Origin of the sequence: Alginatibacterium sediminis (genome assembly GCF_003610775.1) — a bacterium.
Taxonomy (GTDB): Bacteria; Pseudomonadota; Gammaproteobacteria; order Enterobacterales; family Celerinatantimonadaceae; genus Alginatibacterium; species Alginatibacterium sediminis.
In genome coordinates, this window is sequence record NZ_RAQO01000009.1 from 83,970 (window position 1) to 98,994 (window position 15,025).

The 15,025-nt window shown below is 44.2% G+C and carries 14 protein-coding genes; 5 read left to right on the plus strand and 9 right to left on the minus strand.

Annotated elements, in window-relative coordinates:
- Positions 1-930 (minus strand): YeiH family protein, encoded by a 930-nt coding sequence (locus tag DBZ36_RS16730; RefSeq protein WP_120356118.1) that lies wholly within the window; start codon positions 928-930, stop codon positions 1-3.
- Positions 931-1,109: 179 nt separating this feature from the next.
- Here DBZ36_RS16730 and DBZ36_RS16735 point away from each other — a divergent pair, with 179 nt between their 5' ends.
- Complete coding sequence (locus tag DBZ36_RS16735; protein WP_120356119.1) at positions 1,110-2,573, plus strand: ATP-binding cassette domain-containing protein; 1,464 nt, start codon at positions 1,110-1,112, stop codon at positions 2,571-2,573.
- Here the strand turns inward: DBZ36_RS16735 and DBZ36_RS16740 are convergent.
- Genes DBZ36_RS16740 through DBZ36_RS16765 form a run of 6 tightly spaced genes read right to left on the minus strand, consistent with a single transcriptional unit; the run spans position 2,545 to position 7,639 of the window.
- Positions 2,545-2,934, minus strand: coding sequence for a hypothetical protein (locus DBZ36_RS16740; RefSeq protein WP_120356120.1), 390 nt, complete (start codon positions 2,932-2,934; stop codon positions 2,545-2,547). The two genes, DBZ36_RS16735 and DBZ36_RS16740, sit on opposite strands and share 29 nt — an antisense overlap.
- A complete protein-coding gene (locus tag DBZ36_RS16745) occupies positions 2,935-3,369 on the minus strand; it encodes a YHS domain-containing (seleno)protein (RefSeq protein WP_120356121.1) in 435 nt (144 codons plus the stop codon).
- A 28-nt stretch (positions 3,370-3,397) separates the two neighbouring features.
- Positions 3,398-4,186 (minus strand): NRDE family protein, encoded by a 789-nt coding sequence (locus DBZ36_RS16750; protein ID WP_120356122.1) that lies wholly within the window; start codon positions 4,184-4,186, stop codon positions 3,398-3,400.
- 3 nt (positions 4,187-4,189) lie between these two features.
- Positions 4,190-4,705, minus strand: coding sequence for a DinB family protein (locus DBZ36_RS16755; protein ID WP_120356123.1), 516 nt, complete (start codon positions 4,703-4,705; stop codon positions 4,190-4,192).
- Positions 4,689-6,485: a lysophospholipid acyltransferase family protein gene (locus tag DBZ36_RS16760; RefSeq protein ID WP_233558175.1), complete on the minus strand. Its 1,797-nt coding sequence runs from the start codon at positions 6,483-6,485 to the stop codon at positions 4,689-4,691. Before DBZ36_RS16760 ends, DBZ36_RS16755 begins: the two co-directional genes overlap by 17 nt.
- An 8-nt stretch (positions 6,486-6,493) precedes the next feature.
- A complete protein-coding gene (locus DBZ36_RS16765) occupies positions 6,494-7,639 on the minus strand; it encodes a D-alanine--D-alanine ligase (RefSeq protein ID WP_199711908.1) in 1,146 nt (381 codons plus the stop codon).
- 376 nt (positions 7,640-8,015) lie between these two features.
- On the opposite strand from DBZ36_RS16765, the gene xylF reads away from it, so the two are divergent.
- From xylF to DBZ36_RS16785, 4 genes are all read left to right on the plus strand, one after another.
- A complete protein-coding gene (xylF, locus tag DBZ36_RS16770; RefSeq protein ID WP_120356124.1) occupies positions 8,016-9,011 on the plus strand; it encodes a D-xylose ABC transporter substrate-binding protein in 996 nt (331 codons plus the stop codon).
- Positions 9,012-9,084: 73 nt separating this feature from the next.
- Positions 9,085-10,602 carry a xylose ABC transporter ATP-binding protein gene (locus tag DBZ36_RS16775; protein ID WP_120356125.1) on the plus strand — a complete coding sequence of 506 codons (1,518 nt, stop codon included), beginning with the start codon at positions 9,085-9,087 and terminating at the stop codon, positions 10,600-10,602.
- A gap of 9 nt (positions 10,603-10,611) precedes the next feature.
- A complete protein-coding gene (locus DBZ36_RS16780; protein WP_120356126.1) occupies positions 10,612-11,787 on the plus strand; it encodes a sugar ABC transporter permease in 1,176 nt (391 codons plus the stop codon).
- A gap of 146 nt (positions 11,788-11,933) precedes the next feature.
- A complete protein-coding gene (locus DBZ36_RS16785) occupies positions 11,934-13,157 on the plus strand; it encodes an MDR family MFS transporter (protein WP_120356127.1) in 1,224 nt (407 codons plus the stop codon).
- A gap of 20 nt (positions 13,158-13,177) precedes the next feature.
- Here DBZ36_RS16785 and menC read toward each other — a convergent pair whose 3' ends face one another.
- Positions 13,178-14,152, minus strand: a complete 975-nt coding sequence (menC, locus tag DBZ36_RS16790; protein WP_120356128.1) for an o-succinylbenzoate synthase — start codon at positions 14,150-14,152, stop codon at positions 13,178-13,180.
- A 21-nt stretch (positions 14,153-14,173) separates the two neighbouring features.
- A complete protein-coding gene (gene menB / locus DBZ36_RS16795) occupies positions 14,174-15,016 on the minus strand; it encodes a 1,4-dihydroxy-2-naphthoyl-CoA synthase (protein WP_120356129.1) in 843 nt (280 codons plus the stop codon).
- Between the last annotated feature and the right edge of the window lie 9 nt (positions 15,017-15,025).

Below are 15,025 nucleotides of genomic sequence, written 5' to 3' on the forward strand. Positions count from 1 at the left end.
TTAGCTGTTTATTATGTAGAACAGTGATCCTCCACTAATGATTGCCCATAAGCTCAGTCCCAAAAGCAGTGCTTTGCTACCCGCCCTCTTTAAGCCTTCGTGACTTAGTCCAAACCCAACAAAGAATAAGCAAACGACTAACAAGCGTTTGGCTACAAAGAAAATAGCCGAGTATAGTTCGCCCAATTGTGGAACGAAGTGCACAAATATGAGCACGGCGATGTATGCGCCAATGAACCAGGGTAACTTGAACTGACTGTCTTTCGACTTGAAAAGCCAAGCACTAAAAAAGGCCAAGGGTACTATCCACAGAGCGCGTGCAAGTTTAAGGGTGGTCGCCACAAGTAACGCTTCGTCGCCATAGGCTGAGGCCGCTCCAACAACCGAAGACGTATCGTGAATGGCTATCGCACTCCAAATTCCAAACTGCATTTGAGTGAGTTCAAGTAAGTGGCCAAAAAACGGGAAGACGAATAAAGCGAAAGTATTGAGTAAGAAAACTACCGCTAGGGCCAATGATGCCTGAGAATTACTGGCATTGATGCTAGGAGCGGTTGCTGCAATAGCGCTTCCTCCGCAAATAGCTGTGCCACTGGCGATCAGATAACCGGTTTTTTTGTCGAGACCCAACAGCCGAGTAATACCCCAGCCAAAAACCAAAGTGATCACAATCGAACTAAGTATCAAACCAATGTTGTTTTGGGTAAGCGTTATAGCTGTGTTGAGCTCAATGCCAAAACCGAGGCCAACTACGCTAATAGCCAACAACTTTTTTGTCCATAATGCGGTATTGAACTGACGAGAGTGTAGGTTTAAATTAGCAATAGCTGCACCGGCGATTAGTGCGACAGCCGAGCTTATCATCGGAACTAGACATAGCAGCGCTAGGCTGAGTGTTAACCACTCACGGAGTTTCCAGGTGCTTGTCATGTAAGTTCTCGATTGTGTATTAGTACAAACATTATATTTTAATCGATTAAAGTTGCTAGCGCTTTGTTTTGCAAATAAAAATAGATGTTTAATCTCTAGTGCGTTGTAAATTAGGTATTTTATTTTCTTATATCAATTTTACTGATTAATATAAACAGTATTTATCAAGGATTCTATTAATGGGCCTGGTCTTTAAAAACTTCGTTGTGCAACACCCACCGCATCAAATAAGTATCAAAGACTGGAGTCTTGAAGATGAACAATCCTGGTTTCTGTTTTGTAGCCAAGGACTAAACTTGGAACTACTTTGGCAAGCGATTCTAGATGCAAGTAATAACCAACTTGTTGGATTGGAGGGTGTGCCGCAAAGAGTCGCGCTGGTAAGTTTAAGTGAGCAGCAACGTCTACTTGAAATCGAGTTGGCGAAAGAAGATACCGATTTTACCAATGAAGTTGACCCAGGCACTTCTGTTGAAAAACTGGTAGCTCAACATTTGTTTAGTTCTCAAGAACTAGAACCACTGCTACATCAATTAGATTTAGTGTCGCTTCGCAGTAGTGGATTTAGGCAACTTTCTACGGGTGAAACCAGGCGTTTAATGTTGGCTTTAGCCTTAGCAAAACAACCCCAGCTACTACTCCTTGATGACCCATTTGCAGGACTAGATATTGAGCATCAAGGACAGCTTAGAGACATTATCTCGGGTCTGAGTGGGGATATACAAATTCTGATGTCGAGTTCACGCGAGCAAGATATTTGCGAGGGTATAAACTGGGTGTCTGAGTTTTCTACCACGAGTTTAACCCGCTGTTTAAGCAAAGCAATGTGGCTAAGCGACCCGCTGCGACAGCAACTCGCCAATATTGCTCAGGCTGGTGCGACTAAGGTATTGCAGCTTTTTAAACATGCGCCACATAATTATCCTGCTGAAGTATTGTTTGCTTTGCGCGATGGCAAGGTTAGCTATCAAGGGGAGCTTTTGTTTAAAGATGTAAATTGGACAATAAACTCTGGGGAACATTGGCAGATCAGGGGCCCAAACGGTTGCGGAAAAAGTACTCTGTTGCAATTCATTAGCGGCGATCATCCGCAATGCTATTGCAACGATATCGAAGTGTTAGGTTATAAACGCGGGCATGGTGAAAGCATTTGGCAGGTGAAGCAAGGCCTTGCTATTGTCAGCTCGGCACTGCACTTGGCCTACAGAGTCAATATTAAAGCCTTCGAAGTGGTATTGTCTGGGCTATTTGACTCCATTGGTCTTTATCAAAAGTATGGCGAGAAAGAGCGACATTTAGCCCATAAGTGGATGGGACTTTTTGCGATGTCAGACTTTACCAATACTCCATTCCGAGAGCTCACCTATGGGCAGCAACGGGTCTTACTAATCCTTAGAGCTTTGATAAAACGGCCCAAATTACTGCTGCTAGATGAACCCTGCCAAGGTTTGGATTATTTGAATCGAGAACTGGTGCTTGCGGCCTTAGAATTAATTGGTCAACAGAAAAGCTGCCAGCTGGTTTACGTTAGTCACTATGCTCAAGACCGTTTGGGCTGTGTAGACAAGTTACTGGACTTTGAGATGACCTCATCAGGACACTACGAAGCACATCTCAGTGATTTAAAAGTACCAAGCTTATAAGGTATGTATGGCCGATGACTAGGCCTGGAAGCATCGCAGCCAGTATGTTCGGGGTACCATTCAAGAAGTGCAAGGCTAGGGGTATCAGAACCAAAGCGCAGGAACAATAAATGATCGCTTTAACACGTGAACTTAGTTTTTCAAGTAACAACAAAGCAATGCTTGCGAGAAGTAAAGTTGAGCTAAACGCAAAGCAGGCTTGAACCGCGCCGGCTCTGATGGCTATTATTGTGCCCGGTTGCTGTTGGCTATAGTAGGCCCAAAAGCCATAAATTAGCGCCGCGAGTAGGGCACTAACTTTAGGCAACATTAACACCGACAAGCCTTTTTTTAGTCGAGTTGTTAGCGCGGCATTACTCATTTAGTTGAGAACGTTGGGCCACTTTTGATCCGCTACGCTGATTAGATTATCGCGATCTTTTAACCATTTTTGTTGGATCTTGGCGTTATAATTTAAATATAACTTGTCACCAATAATCGTAAATTGTTCTGGGTCGCTGCTAGCCAGTTTGTTTTCACTGACAGCCCATGCGCAATAGCCACCGTACTGAGGAGCGTAACGTTCAGGGTCTTGTTTAAACAAATCTAAATTGCTTGCGCTGCTAAAGCGCCATACTGCTCCCTGCCATTCGTACTCGAATTCTTTTTGTCCTTTTATGGCTTGATTCTCACTGTGATAACTAACACTATCATAGCCACTGACGGCTAGATTATTGCGCCATGATGTTGAGATTTGATCGCCAGCATTCACCGTAAAGCTAAGACCAAGTAGCAATAAACTCAGTAGTGTTTTCATATCTTGTCCTCTCTTGGTTCTATAAGTTCTAGTTGCTAAGCGGTTTCGCAGTAGCAACGCATTCAACCATAAGACCGTAGTTATCATTTTTTTCTTTCAGCTGAGGCATCGTTCGAAAGCTGGCTAAGCATTGCTCATCTAAATATCGAAAGCTAAGAGCATGACCGTCGATTATCACTTGGCAAATGCTTTTGGTGTGGGCTTCAGGCCTATCCATTAATACGCCTTGCTCACTATGGCTTGGGTCGCTCACTAAATGAAAGTATGTGAGTATTTGTTTAGCTCGCAGTAAGCTATCTGTTGTGCTTAGTTTGTTTTGATCGAGTAAGGTTCGAAATTGTGACTGGCGTTTGGCGAGAACTACATCCGTATTTAAAGCTGAAGAACTAAAACTAAAATCTTTTATAGTATGGTGTACAACTTGAACTGAATCGCCATCCCAAGTTAGCTGAAAACATGCTTGATGGTCGCTGGCGATCATGTCAAACGGGGGATAAGCTAGCAACTCATCGCGTGTTAGCTGCTTCAGTTTGGCTGCACTATCCCAATTGCTTAAAAAACGGGGAATTAACAAGCCTCGGCTTAAGCTTGCATAGGGATTTTCGCATTGATAGCGATTGAGCAAGGCAAGGCAAAGACCTTGCGAATTACAGCCAAACCACGTTCCACCTGAGCGTTCATCCGTAGGGTAAAGCAACTGTGGTGTGTCAGCTTTGTGATGACTAAACGCGCCTTCATGTCGCTCGCGGGCTTCATCACGATTCATACTTATGATTCGACGGCCATCTTCACTGCGAGAAAAGCTATAGGTACACATTGCTTATTTTTGCTGTCGCAAGTAGCTAGCTGTGCTGGGTGCGACCCCAAGCTTAGGATTAACTATCATGCCTAGGCTCTGAGCTAAAAGCGTTGCATAGGCGATATGATGCACACTGTGATTTATCAAGTAGCAAAGTTCGCGGCTGACGCTTGAGCGAAAACGCTGATTCACTTCAGACTGAACCGAAACCTCCGATTCAATTTCAATATTAGCGTCCTCAAGTTCGGTATCCATAAGCCAGTTTCTGAGCTCTAAAACTAACTGTTTAGCGAGCTTGTGGTCATCTTCAATGCGGCTATCGCGATGACGTAAGTTGTAGTCAACACAGCCACTGATAATGCCCTGCTGGAAGGCCAAAAAATGATCTAGAATATGCCGCACATGTTTACCAATACCAGACATCACATGCTCAGGAGCTTGATTGTAAAACTCACCATCTTGGTACTTCGCTGCTAGAGTTATCAATTGCTCAAGCTGATCGAGGGCTTCAATTGTAGAATTACGCAGCTGCTTCATTTTCGCTCCATTTACTTAAAAAGCTTTGGCTACCTTGATCCCCAAGATAACGTCTTAAATACTTATGTGGTGTTTTTCTAAGGTCGACCAAAATTAAACCATCTAATGCATCATTAAAGCTTTTATTGACACTAAAGCAAACAAAGCGACCATTTAAACTTAGGTAGTGACGTAACAAAATCGGAATGCTTTTACCTGTATCACAATGACCAACAAGCTTGTTAATCACGCCAATATTGCTAAGTGAGCTAAGTACTTCTGCAGACCACACTTTGCCTTTAACTTTTAAAGGGCTAACCGGACGGATATCACTAAGAAACTCTTGTTCAGCCTTAAATGAAGACATCATCGAATCTGAGATAAAGGCGCGAGCTAATACACTGTGCTCTTGAGAAATACTGACACTGCCAAATAGAGTATGGTACTTCGGGTTTTTAGCGACGTAGTGACCAATGCCTTTCCATAATAAGTCCAGCGCTCTTGGATGGCGCTGATAGCCGGGAGTCACAAAGGAGCGACCGATTTCTAAGGCACTGCCTAGTCGTTGTAAATAGTTTTCTTGGTAGTGGTACAGAGAACGGCTGTACAAGGCCTCAATCCCATGTTGCTCTACGATTTCATCACAACGCCCAAGCCGGTATCCACCAACAATTTGGTTTTCATCGTGATCCCACACAAAAAGGTGCAGATAATGTGGATCAAAGCGGTCACTATCTAAGCTTTGGCCAGTGCCTTCGCCTGCTTGCCTAAATGTCAGCTCGCGCGCCGCCGCGATTTCAGTCATTAGCGGACCTAAGGCTGCATGAGGAGCGCAATAACAGCTAAAATTTTTAACACTTAACAAAAGATAGTCATCAAGTGACTCAAGCTGTTGAGTCAGCTGTTGTTTATGGCTTGGCAAGGAGCTGAGCTTCGCCATGGGTGGATGACGGTGCGGTGTAAAGTCATGGTCAGGCTTTGGTGCTAAAAACTCACAGGTCATGCGCAGATAATTTGTTACTGCTTGATCATCCGGGAGTTCAGTGAGCTCCTTCGCCAAGATCACCTGTCCACAATGGTAGTCAAAACTAAGGCCTTTTTTGTTGGCCAATTGCTTGGCTAGCAAAGCTGTTCGGAGGCGTTTATGGATAAGTCCTGCGGCGTAAAATGTCGTACTATTGCGCCCCTCAACATAAAACGGAACACAAGGGCACTTATAGCGTCTTGCTAGTCGTCCTATCATTGGAGACCAAGCGCGATCGGTGATGGTTAAGTTGTTCCAACTTGGCGCACTCACCATTCCTGCAGGATATACTAATAGCGCTCCGCCGCGACTTAGGTGGCGGCAGACTTCGCGCATTCCTTTGCTGTTAGACTTTGCAGCGTTGTCCGCAAGTACGTCAACCCCAATGAAAATCTCAGAAAGTTCAGGGATCTGTTTTAACATTTGGTTGGTTAATACTTTTAGGTCTGGCCTATGTTTAAGCAGTTGCTCACTCATTGCCACGCCTTCAAGGCCGCCAAGAGGGTGATTACTCACTAGAATACAGGCGCCTTCTTTAGGTACCTTTTCTAGAAGTTCAGGATTACTTAGATTGAGTTCAAAATCGAGAGCTTGCATCGTGTAGCGTAAAAACTGGGCGGCATTTTCACGGGCATCGTCTAACGCCACTGGCTTATTGTCGTAGTGTTGTGCTAAAGCCGACAGACCTAAGCCGTTTTCTAACAAACGTGCTAAGGGGGCTGACTTTAAGCCGAGACGAAACGGATTTTGTGGCATTTCAGTTTGAGTACTTAACATTGGACACCTCAATCTGTAAGTGGATAGTGACGGCTGAGCTCGCGCTCTTTTCGCCAGTGCTGTAATAATTTGCTTAACCCTGGAGGTTTGTGCCCCTGCTGACGCTGATAATCGCCAAATTTAAACAACAATCGATACTGATATAGTAAGGCACGCATCGCTTCCTTAAATGGTGTACTACTATCCCAAATGTGTAGGGACTCGCTGCTAGCACTGTTGATTTCAACAATTTCGAGCTGCTCGCCACGTTTAAGTGCATCTATATTTTTGAACTTAATGTCTAAGCGACCGTAATGAAACTCAGGAAGCCCTTGCATGATCTCGTTGAGTGCTTGATTGAGTTGCTCCGTCACCAAGTCCTTGGCGTCGGTAAAAATAGCTCCCTTTGAATGTGATGCCGAAAATACCAAACGATAGGGCTCGTCTTTGGCAATGATGCTGTTCCAGTTAGCGGCGTGGCGCTGTTGATAGAGATGGGTCAGTTGACTTGCGCGCGCATCTTGGGCAACCAGTTGCGCTAGGCTTGATATGCCATCACCAACAACAAACGGCGTGTACTTCAGGGCCATTGAAATAATCCGCCCTTGCTGCTGCCGTGGGTCGCGAACAAAAAACACCCCTGCTTCAGCCTGAAAACTGGAAAGACGTTGAAGTAACAATTTAGAGTGGTTTGGGTAGCAAATTAAACATTGCGCAAGTTGGTCTCGGTTGTGGACCAGCTTAACCCCAATGCCACGGCAGCCTATATCCGGCTTGGCGACAATAGGATACGTGAGTTGTCGCTCGTGCATTTGTGATTCAATCTCCAAAACCTGCTGGTTAAGATCTCGAGAATCACGGGTATGAGTAAACCACGTTAGTATTTGCTGTGCGCACTTTGCTTGTGCCTGCTCAAACAGCTCACTTTTTCCAACCCCGACCATGCCTGATAAAGGTAAACGTGGGTTAGCTATTAATGGCAAGGTTAGCGAGCGATATCGCACCGACAGCAGTAGCCATTGAATCGCGACTGGAATATAAACCAGCCAAGTTGGCCAAAATTCGTAAAAACTGAGTTTTTTGGTGCTGTCTTTAAGTTCCGGCATACCCGGCGTTATGTATTTCTTATCAGTAGCTTGACTACTGGATTCAGAATTATTAGTTACTGGCGTCATACTCATCCATGAAAAAAACAAAATATATAAAGCGTCTTGTTTAGTTTAGACCTTGTTTGTTAGAAGAATATTTCATTCATGACAATAATTGTACAAATCCTTCACTCGCACATGGATAAATCGTTCAAGAATTCTCTTTTTTTATCAAGCTTATCTGCCTAAATGTGATCCGTCACACGTTTTGCTTTGTTGAAATTATGATCGGTATCAAATTGCGCACATTCCGCAAGCTGCAATGTGAAATCTCATAATTGCTTAGCTTGGGCAATTGATTGACAGTAGATTCAGAAGTAACTAATTCACAGATAGAAATGGTTGCTTCAAATTCAAAAAAACGTGATAACCCTACACGAAAATAAGGAACTGGGAGGTTCTAATGAAAAAGCTCATCACCGCTATAAGCATTGCAATGCTTTGCTTGGGAAGCGCAGCGTCTTACGCAAAAACCGTAAAAATTGGTATGGCAATTGACGATCTACGTCTAGAACGTTGGCAAAAAGACCGCGACTTCTTTGTTGCAAAAGCGGAACAAATGGGAGCAGAAGTTACTGTTCAATCGTCTAACAGTAACGAGCAAACACAAATTTCACAAATTGAGAACATGATTTCTAAAGGTGTCGATGTTCTTGTCATTATTCCTTATAACGGACAAGTGTTAAGCAACGTAATTAAAGAAGCTAAGTTAGAAGGGATTAAGGTACTTTCTTATGACCGTCTAATTAACAACGCTGACATCGATTTCTATCTTTCTTTTGATAATGAAAAAGTTGGTGAAATCCAAGCACAAGCTTTGATTGAGCGCAGAGACAACGGTAATTTCTTCCTAATGGGTGGTTCGCCAGTTGATAACAACGCGAAACTATTCCGTCAAGGCCAAATGAACATCCTACAACCACTTATCGACGAAGGTAAAATTAAAGTTGTTGGTGACCAATGGGTTGATGGCTGGTTAGCTGAAAACGCACTTAAAATTATGGAAAATGCTCTTACAGCAAATGACAACAACATTGACGTTGTCGTAGCAAGTAATGACTCAACTGCTGGTGGCGCAATTCAAGCTCTAGCTGCACAGGGTCTTGCTGGTAAAGTTGTAATTTCTGGTCAAGATGCTGATATCGCTGCAATGCGCCGCGTAGTTGATGGCACGCAATCAATGACTGTTTACAAGCCAATCAAATTGCTAGCTGAAACTGCTGCAACAATTGCTGTTCAAATGGGTAACGATGCAACACCACAACGTAACTCTAAGCTTAATAATGGCTTAAAAGACGTCCCTTCTTACTTGTTAACACCAATCCCTGTCGATGCTGATAACATCATGGAAACAGTTGTAGCTGACGGCTTCCATACTAAAGAATCTATCTACCAGTAAACTTTAGTAACTAACAGAGACACCAATAAGAGCGCCACAGTGTGGCGCTGATTAAACCAGTGTCGGAGGCAATATGAGTGAAGCATCCATCTTAACAATGCATCAAATTGTTAAGAAATTCTCAGGAGTACCCGCCCTAAAGGGTGTTGATTTGAGTCTACAGCGTGGCGAAGTAGTCTCTTTATGTGGTGAGAATGGGTCAGGTAAATCTACCCTGATGAAAGTCCTATGTGGCGTACACCCTCACGGTAGTTACGAAGGAGAGATTCGTTACAAAGGTGAAGTTCTAAAAGCGAGTAATATTGCAGATACCGAAAAACTTGGGATTGCGATGATTCACCAAGAGCTGACCTTGGTAAAAGAGCTCAGTGTGTTAGAAAATTTATTTCTAGGGGCTGAGATTTCTCAGCGCGGCATTCTTGATTACGCTCAAATGTATGTTGAAACCGGAAAACTTTTAAAACGCGTTAAATTGGATATTTCTCCAGATACGCGAGTTGGAGAACTAGGTGTTGGCCAGCAACAATTAGTCGAAATTGCTAAAGCCTTAGGTAAAAATGCAGAAATATTGATCTTAGATGAACCAAGCGCGCCGCTTACTGAATCAGAGACTGAAGTATTACTAGATATTGTTAAACAGCTGCGTGAAGAGAAGGTGAGCTGTGTTTATATCAGCCATAAACTCAACGAAGTAAAAGAAATTTCAGACCGTATTTGCGTTATTCGTGATGGCGAGCATATTGCAACACGAGACGCGAGTGAGATAAGCACCAACGATATTATCAGCATGATGGTTGGGCGTGAAATGACCCAACTTTTCCCGCGCGAAGATCATGATATTGGTGAGGTAATTTTAGAAGTTGGTCCGGTTACTGCGTGGCAGTCAAAGCACCGACATTTAAAGCAACTCAATGACGTTAGTTTTCAGTTACGCCGTGGAGAAATCTTAGGTATTGCTGGTTTGGTTGGCTCAGGACGAACCGAATTAATGCAGTGCTTGTTTGGCTCTTATGAAGGTCGTTATGAAGCCAAAATCAAACTCAATGGTAAGGACGTCAACATTCGCAATATCCGCGAAGCGATAAAGCTTGGTATTGCAATGGTTCCCGAAGATCGCAAGCGCCACGGCATTATTCCAATTATGGGCGTTGGGCAAAATATTAGTTTGGCCCATTTGGACGCGTACTGTGAAATTCCATCGGTGTTGAATCAGGCATTAGAAAACTCTGAAATAGAAACCTCGATCGAGCGTCTTAAGGTTAAAACTGCGAGCAGTTTACAGCCAATAAAAAGCTTAAGCGGTGGAAACCAACAAAAGGCAGTGTTAGCCAAACTATTGCTGCTAAAACCAGAAATATTGATTTTAGATGAACCGACTCGTGGTATCGATGTAGGTGCCAAATATGAAATTTATAAACTAATGTTTCAACTGGTCAAAAATGGGATCAGCATCATTATGGTGTCTTCCGAATTGCCTGAAGTTCTTGGCATAAGCGACCGAGTTTTGGTGATGCATGAAGGTCATCTAAAAGGCGATTTGGTCAATGACAATCTGAGTCAAAAACAAGTAATGGATTGCGCATTGGCGTAAGGAGTATTTATGAGTAACGAAATGGAAAAGACAATGCCAGTACCGCAAATTAGTCTGATGAACCGCATCAAAAATATGAATACCCAGATATTGGCCTTGGCAGCGGCAATTATCATCATCATGGTGTTTTTCTATTGGGCTACCGAAGGCAGCTACTTAACCCCGCGTAACATCAGTAATTTATTACGCCAAACGGCAATTACTGGTGTGCTAGCTGTGGGTATGGTCTTCGTCATTGTTTCAGGCGAGATTGACTTGTCTGTGGGTTCAATGATGGGCCTATTGGGCGGCGGCGCTGCAATTCTGGATGTCTGGTTTGGTTGGCCGCTATGGTTAACCGTTATCTTCACCCTTTGTGCTGGTTTGCTTTTGGGTACTTGGAACGGTTGGTGGGTTGCTTACCAAAAAGTTCCGTCTTTCATTGTGACCTTAGCCGGGATGCTGGCGTTCAGGGGCATATTGATTGGTATCACTAGCGGTACAACTGTTGCGCCGATTTCTGATCAATTCTCAATGATAGGCCAAGCCTACTTGCCAGATATGTTCAGTATGGTTGCAGGCGGTGTTGCTATTATTGCCTATGTAGCTTGGCAAATTAAACAACGTAACAACAATGCAGCGCACGGTATTGCGGTTGAGCCAATGAACCGTAGCATGATTAGCTATACGGTGTTAGCCCTTGTAGTACTAGGATCTATCGCGCTTCTTAATGATTATCGCGGTGTTCCTTTCCCAGTGATTGTGTTGGTTGTATTAATGTTAGCGGGTGCGTTCCTAGCGCGTAAAACGGCCTTTGGTCGCCGCATTTACGCTGTTGGTGGCAACTTAGAAGCAAGTCGCTTGTCAGGTATTAACGTTGAGAAAACCAAGCTCTTGGTTTACACAATGAATGGCTTGATGGTTGGTGTTGCTGCTCTAATTCTAAGTTCACGTTTAGGTGCGGGTTCACCGTCAGCGGGTAATATTGCGGAGCTTGATGCAATTGCTGCTTGTGTTATCGGTGGTACGAGTATGGCTGGTGGTATCGGAACCGTATTCGGAGCTGTTGTTGGCGCGTTTATTATGGCGAGTCTGGATAATGGTATGAGTATGATGGACGTTCCGACCTTCTGGCAATATATTGTGAAAGGTAGCATATTGCTGCTAGCTGTTTGGATGGATTCTGCAAGTAAGAACCGTAGCTAAACATCTGATATAAAGGGCAATTGATCGAGTTTTATAGCGTTCAATTGCCTTTATTCCTTATAAAATAAGCCCTTCAATATTGTGATTGAGTTCACAAGTAAAAGCTGTAATCTCATTCAATTCGCACTTTTCTAAATGGAAATTGAATGTCCGAAACCAGCTTGTTTCAGCGTCAACGCCTTTCTCGCTTTAATATAACTATCTGGACTGTTCTCAGCGGTACCTTGTTAGCACGCACCAGCTATTTTATGGCATGGCCCTTTTTAGTAGTGTTTCTTTATCAAGATTATGGCGTCAGTGCCACTGATGTTGGTTTCATGCTGGGTGGCTCAGCTTTAATTGCTTCCGTTACCGGACTCTATTCAGGCTATCTATCTGATATTTTTGGTCGCAAGCGGATCATGGTTATGGGGAGTTTGATAGCTGCGCTAGCATACGCTGGAATTGGCTTTGCTACTCAGCTGTGGCAATTTTACCTGTTGGTCATGATGGCGGGTTTAATGCGCCCGATGATAGAAGCGCCAGCCAAGGCCACCATCGGCGACCAGCTTAAAGACTCGCTGGACAGAGAATTAGCCTTAAACATCCGCTATTTTTTGATTAACCTTGGTGGCGCGCTTGGTCCTTTGATAGGGATTACGCTCGCGCTGAAGCAACCTCAAACCTTGTTTATTATTACTGGGCTTACCTACGTGGTCTACGGTATTTGGTTGATGATTGGCCTCGATAGCGGCAAACCAAGGGACGAACATGCCAGTGTTACCCCGAGTTTCTTTAGAACACTGGCTATCATTGCCAAGGATAGAATTTTTGTTTGGTTGATGGTCGCAAATTTTTTGATGATGTTTGTTTATGCCCAAATCGAGTCGTCTATCCCACAGGTGATTGTACGATCTGGTGTAGAGAATGCGGCGGCCTTAATTGCTGGGCTGGTATTGGTGAATACACTTACCATTGTAATTTTTCAGTTTCCACTGCTTAAGTTGACAGAGAAACTGCCTTTGTTTACCCGTACTAAAATCGGTATGGGATTGATGGGTGTGGCCCAGCTCGGTTTTTTTGTCAATCCTGGCGATAGCGCTCTTAGCTGGATAATCGCGAGTTTTGTTTTGAGCTTAGGTGAGGTGATTGCTTTCCCAACCCTAAATGTACAAGTGGATAAGTTGGCACCAGATCATCTGCGTGGTAGCTATTTCGGAGCATCGGCATTGTATGCTATGGGTTTTAGCCTCGCTCCAATAGTCGGTGGTTTGGTGATTGACCACTACGATGCTGATTGGCTATTTGTGTTGTGTGCCGGTTTGTGTGGTTTAATGTATGTTATTTATACCAAAGTACAAAAATTGTATACAGATTTGCCTCAATCTTAGCTGGAACTAAAATGCAGAGTTTACAGCTGTTCGAGCCTCAGACTACCGGGCTCAAAGCTGGTAAGGGTATCGAGACCGGGTGCTTGCTCCGGTGTTAGTTGCCGGGCAAGCTCGCGCAAAATTAGAATACCTAGTGGGCTTTCGTAGCTTGAGCTTAATACTGAGCTAACTTGGTGGCTCGCCGCATGCTTAATACAATGCTGAAGCTTAGTGATAGGCCCAAACAATGATGGTTTGAGCACTAGGCAACGTAAACCAGCCAGGGCTGAAAAAACGAAATCAGGCTGACGAGTACTCTCGTCTAACGCAAAATGAATACCGGTGTTTTGATAAAACTTTGGTAGTTGGCTTGGGTTGGCTAAGGGTTCTTCGCAGTAGTCAATGGCTTGAGAGTCGATCCCCTCAAACAGATCCAATGCTTGTTCTAAGCTGTAGTTTTGGTTGGCATCTAAGCGTAAACGTAAGTGTGGAAAGTGTTGATTTATGTCGCGTAGTAGTTGGCGCTCGAGTGCGATTGATTGCCGACCAAGTTTAAGCTTTACGCTCTGAGCTGAGTGAAGTGCTTCTAACTGGTTTAAGACCTGTGAGTTGCTGCCCATGACCAGTGCTTGACCGTCGCCGACGAACTGAGTTTGTTTGTTTGCCAATTCTAGGCTTAGCGCACAATCACGGAGTAGAGCGTTATCAGCGAACTGTGCCTGCAAGCAACTTAACGCGAAACTGACACTTGGATACAAGTCCTTATTATCAAGCGTCAATAGTTGGTCTACGCTTTTGCTTGTGAGTGTTAGTAGCTGGTTTAAACACTGAGCTTGAGTTTCTTGACTAAAACCTGGCAAGGGGGCTGCTTCAGCTATTAGCAAGCGGCCTGATTCGAGGCGGATACTAAGGTAATAGCCCCGACGCTCAGTGATTAAGTAAGGGCCAAAGCGCATCGCTTGTTTAAACGCGATGCGATAGGTTTGCAGCCGTAAGCGAGGCTCAGCGTTAGGCATTTAGCTAAAGTTAACGCTTAACTATGGGTTACGTTTAAAGCGGCTAAAGTCAGGTGCGCGCTTTTCGTTAAATGCATTGCGACCTTCTTGACCTTCTTCGGTCATATAGAACAGCATTGTTGCATTACCAGCCAATTCTTGTAATCCAGCTTGGCCATCGCAATCGGCGTTTAGTGCGGCCTTCAAGCAGCGTATCGCCATTGGGCTGTTTTGTAATATTTCGTGACACATCTGTACAGTTTCTTGCTCAAGTTGGTCCAAAGCAACTACGGTATTTACCAGTCCCATATCCAAGGCTTGTTTTGCATCATACATGCGACAGGTGAACCAAATTTCGCGAGCTTTCTTTTGTCCAACTATACGCGCCATGTAGCTTGCGCCCCAGCCGCCATCAAATGAACCGACTTTGGGTCCTGTTTGACCAAATTGAGCGTTTTCAGCAGCAATAGTGATATCGCAAAGCATGTGCAGTACATGACCGCCTCCAACAGCGTAACCCGCTACCATTGCAATCACTGGTTTGGGACTAGTGCGGATCTGACGTTGAAAGTCTAATACGTTCAAATGGTGCACACCGCTTTCATCTTGATAGCCACCGTAGTCACCACGTACGCTTTGATCGCCGCCTGAGCAAAAAGCTAAATCGCCAGCGCCAGTTAGTATGATCACACCAATGCTTTCATCGTAACGAGCATCAGCAAGTGCGGTTGACATTTCTTGCACGGTCAATGGGCGAAACGCATTGCGAACTTGCGGGCGATTGATGGTGATTTTGGCAATACCACAGGCAGACTTGTGATAAAGGATATCGCTAAATTCGGCACTAACATCTTGCCAATCGACACTTTTGGGGCTTGCTTGCATGAGAATTCT

What these genes read in the sequence shown, in the direction of transcription:
- DBZ36_RS16755 (WP_120356123.1), bottom strand. Translation starts at nt 4,705, where the DNA reads ATGAAGCAGCTGCGTAATTCTACAATTGAAGCCCTCGATCAGCTTGAG.
- DBZ36_RS16745 (WP_120356121.1), bottom strand. Translation starts at nt 3,369, where the DNA reads ATGAAAACACTACTGAGTTTATTGCTACTTGGTCTTAGCTTTACGGTG.
- DBZ36_RS16765 (WP_199711908.1), bottom strand. Translation starts at nt 7,639, where the DNA reads ATGACGCCAGTAACTAATAATTCTGAATCCAGTAGTCAAGCTACTGAT.
- menC (WP_120356128.1), bottom strand. Translation starts at nt 14,152, where the DNA reads ATGCCTAACGCTGAGCCTCGCTTACGGCTGCAAACCTATCGCATCGCG.
- DBZ36_RS16785 (WP_120356127.1), top strand. Translation starts at nt 11,934, where the DNA reads ATGTCCGAAACCAGCTTGTTTCAGCGTCAACGCCTTTCTCGCTTTAAT.
- DBZ36_RS16735 (WP_120356119.1), top strand. Translation starts at nt 1,110, where the DNA reads ATGGGCCTGGTCTTTAAAAACTTCGTTGTGCAACACCCACCGCATCAA.
- DBZ36_RS16750 (WP_120356122.1), bottom strand. Translation starts at nt 4,186, where the DNA reads ATGTGTACCTATAGCTTTTCTCGCAGTGAAGATGGCCGTCGAATCATA.
- menB (WP_120356129.1), bottom strand. Translation starts at nt 15,016, where the DNA reads ATGCAAGCAAGCCCCAAAAGTGTCGATTGGCAAGATGTTAGTGCCGAA.
- xylF (WP_120356124.1), top strand. Translation starts at nt 8,016, where the DNA reads ATGAAAAAGCTCATCACCGCTATAAGCATTGCAATGCTTTGCTTGGGA.
- DBZ36_RS16780 (WP_120356126.1), top strand. Translation starts at nt 10,612, where the DNA reads ATGAGTAACGAAATGGAAAAGACAATGCCAGTACCGCAAATTAGTCTG.
- DBZ36_RS16760 (WP_233558175.1), bottom strand. Translation starts at nt 6,485, where the DNA reads ATGTTAAGTACTCAAACTGAAATGCCACAAAATCCGTTTCGTCTCGGC.
- DBZ36_RS16740 (WP_120356120.1), bottom strand. Translation starts at nt 2,934, where the DNA reads ATGAGTAATGCCGCGCTAACAACTCGACTAAAAAAAGGCTTGTCGGTG.
- DBZ36_RS16775 (WP_120356125.1), top strand. Translation starts at nt 9,085, where the DNA reads ATGAGTGAAGCATCCATCTTAACAATGCATCAAATTGTTAAGAAATTC.
- DBZ36_RS16730 (WP_120356118.1), bottom strand. Translation starts at nt 930, where the DNA reads ATGACAAGCACCTGGAAACTCCGTGAGTGGTTAACACTCAGCCTAGCG.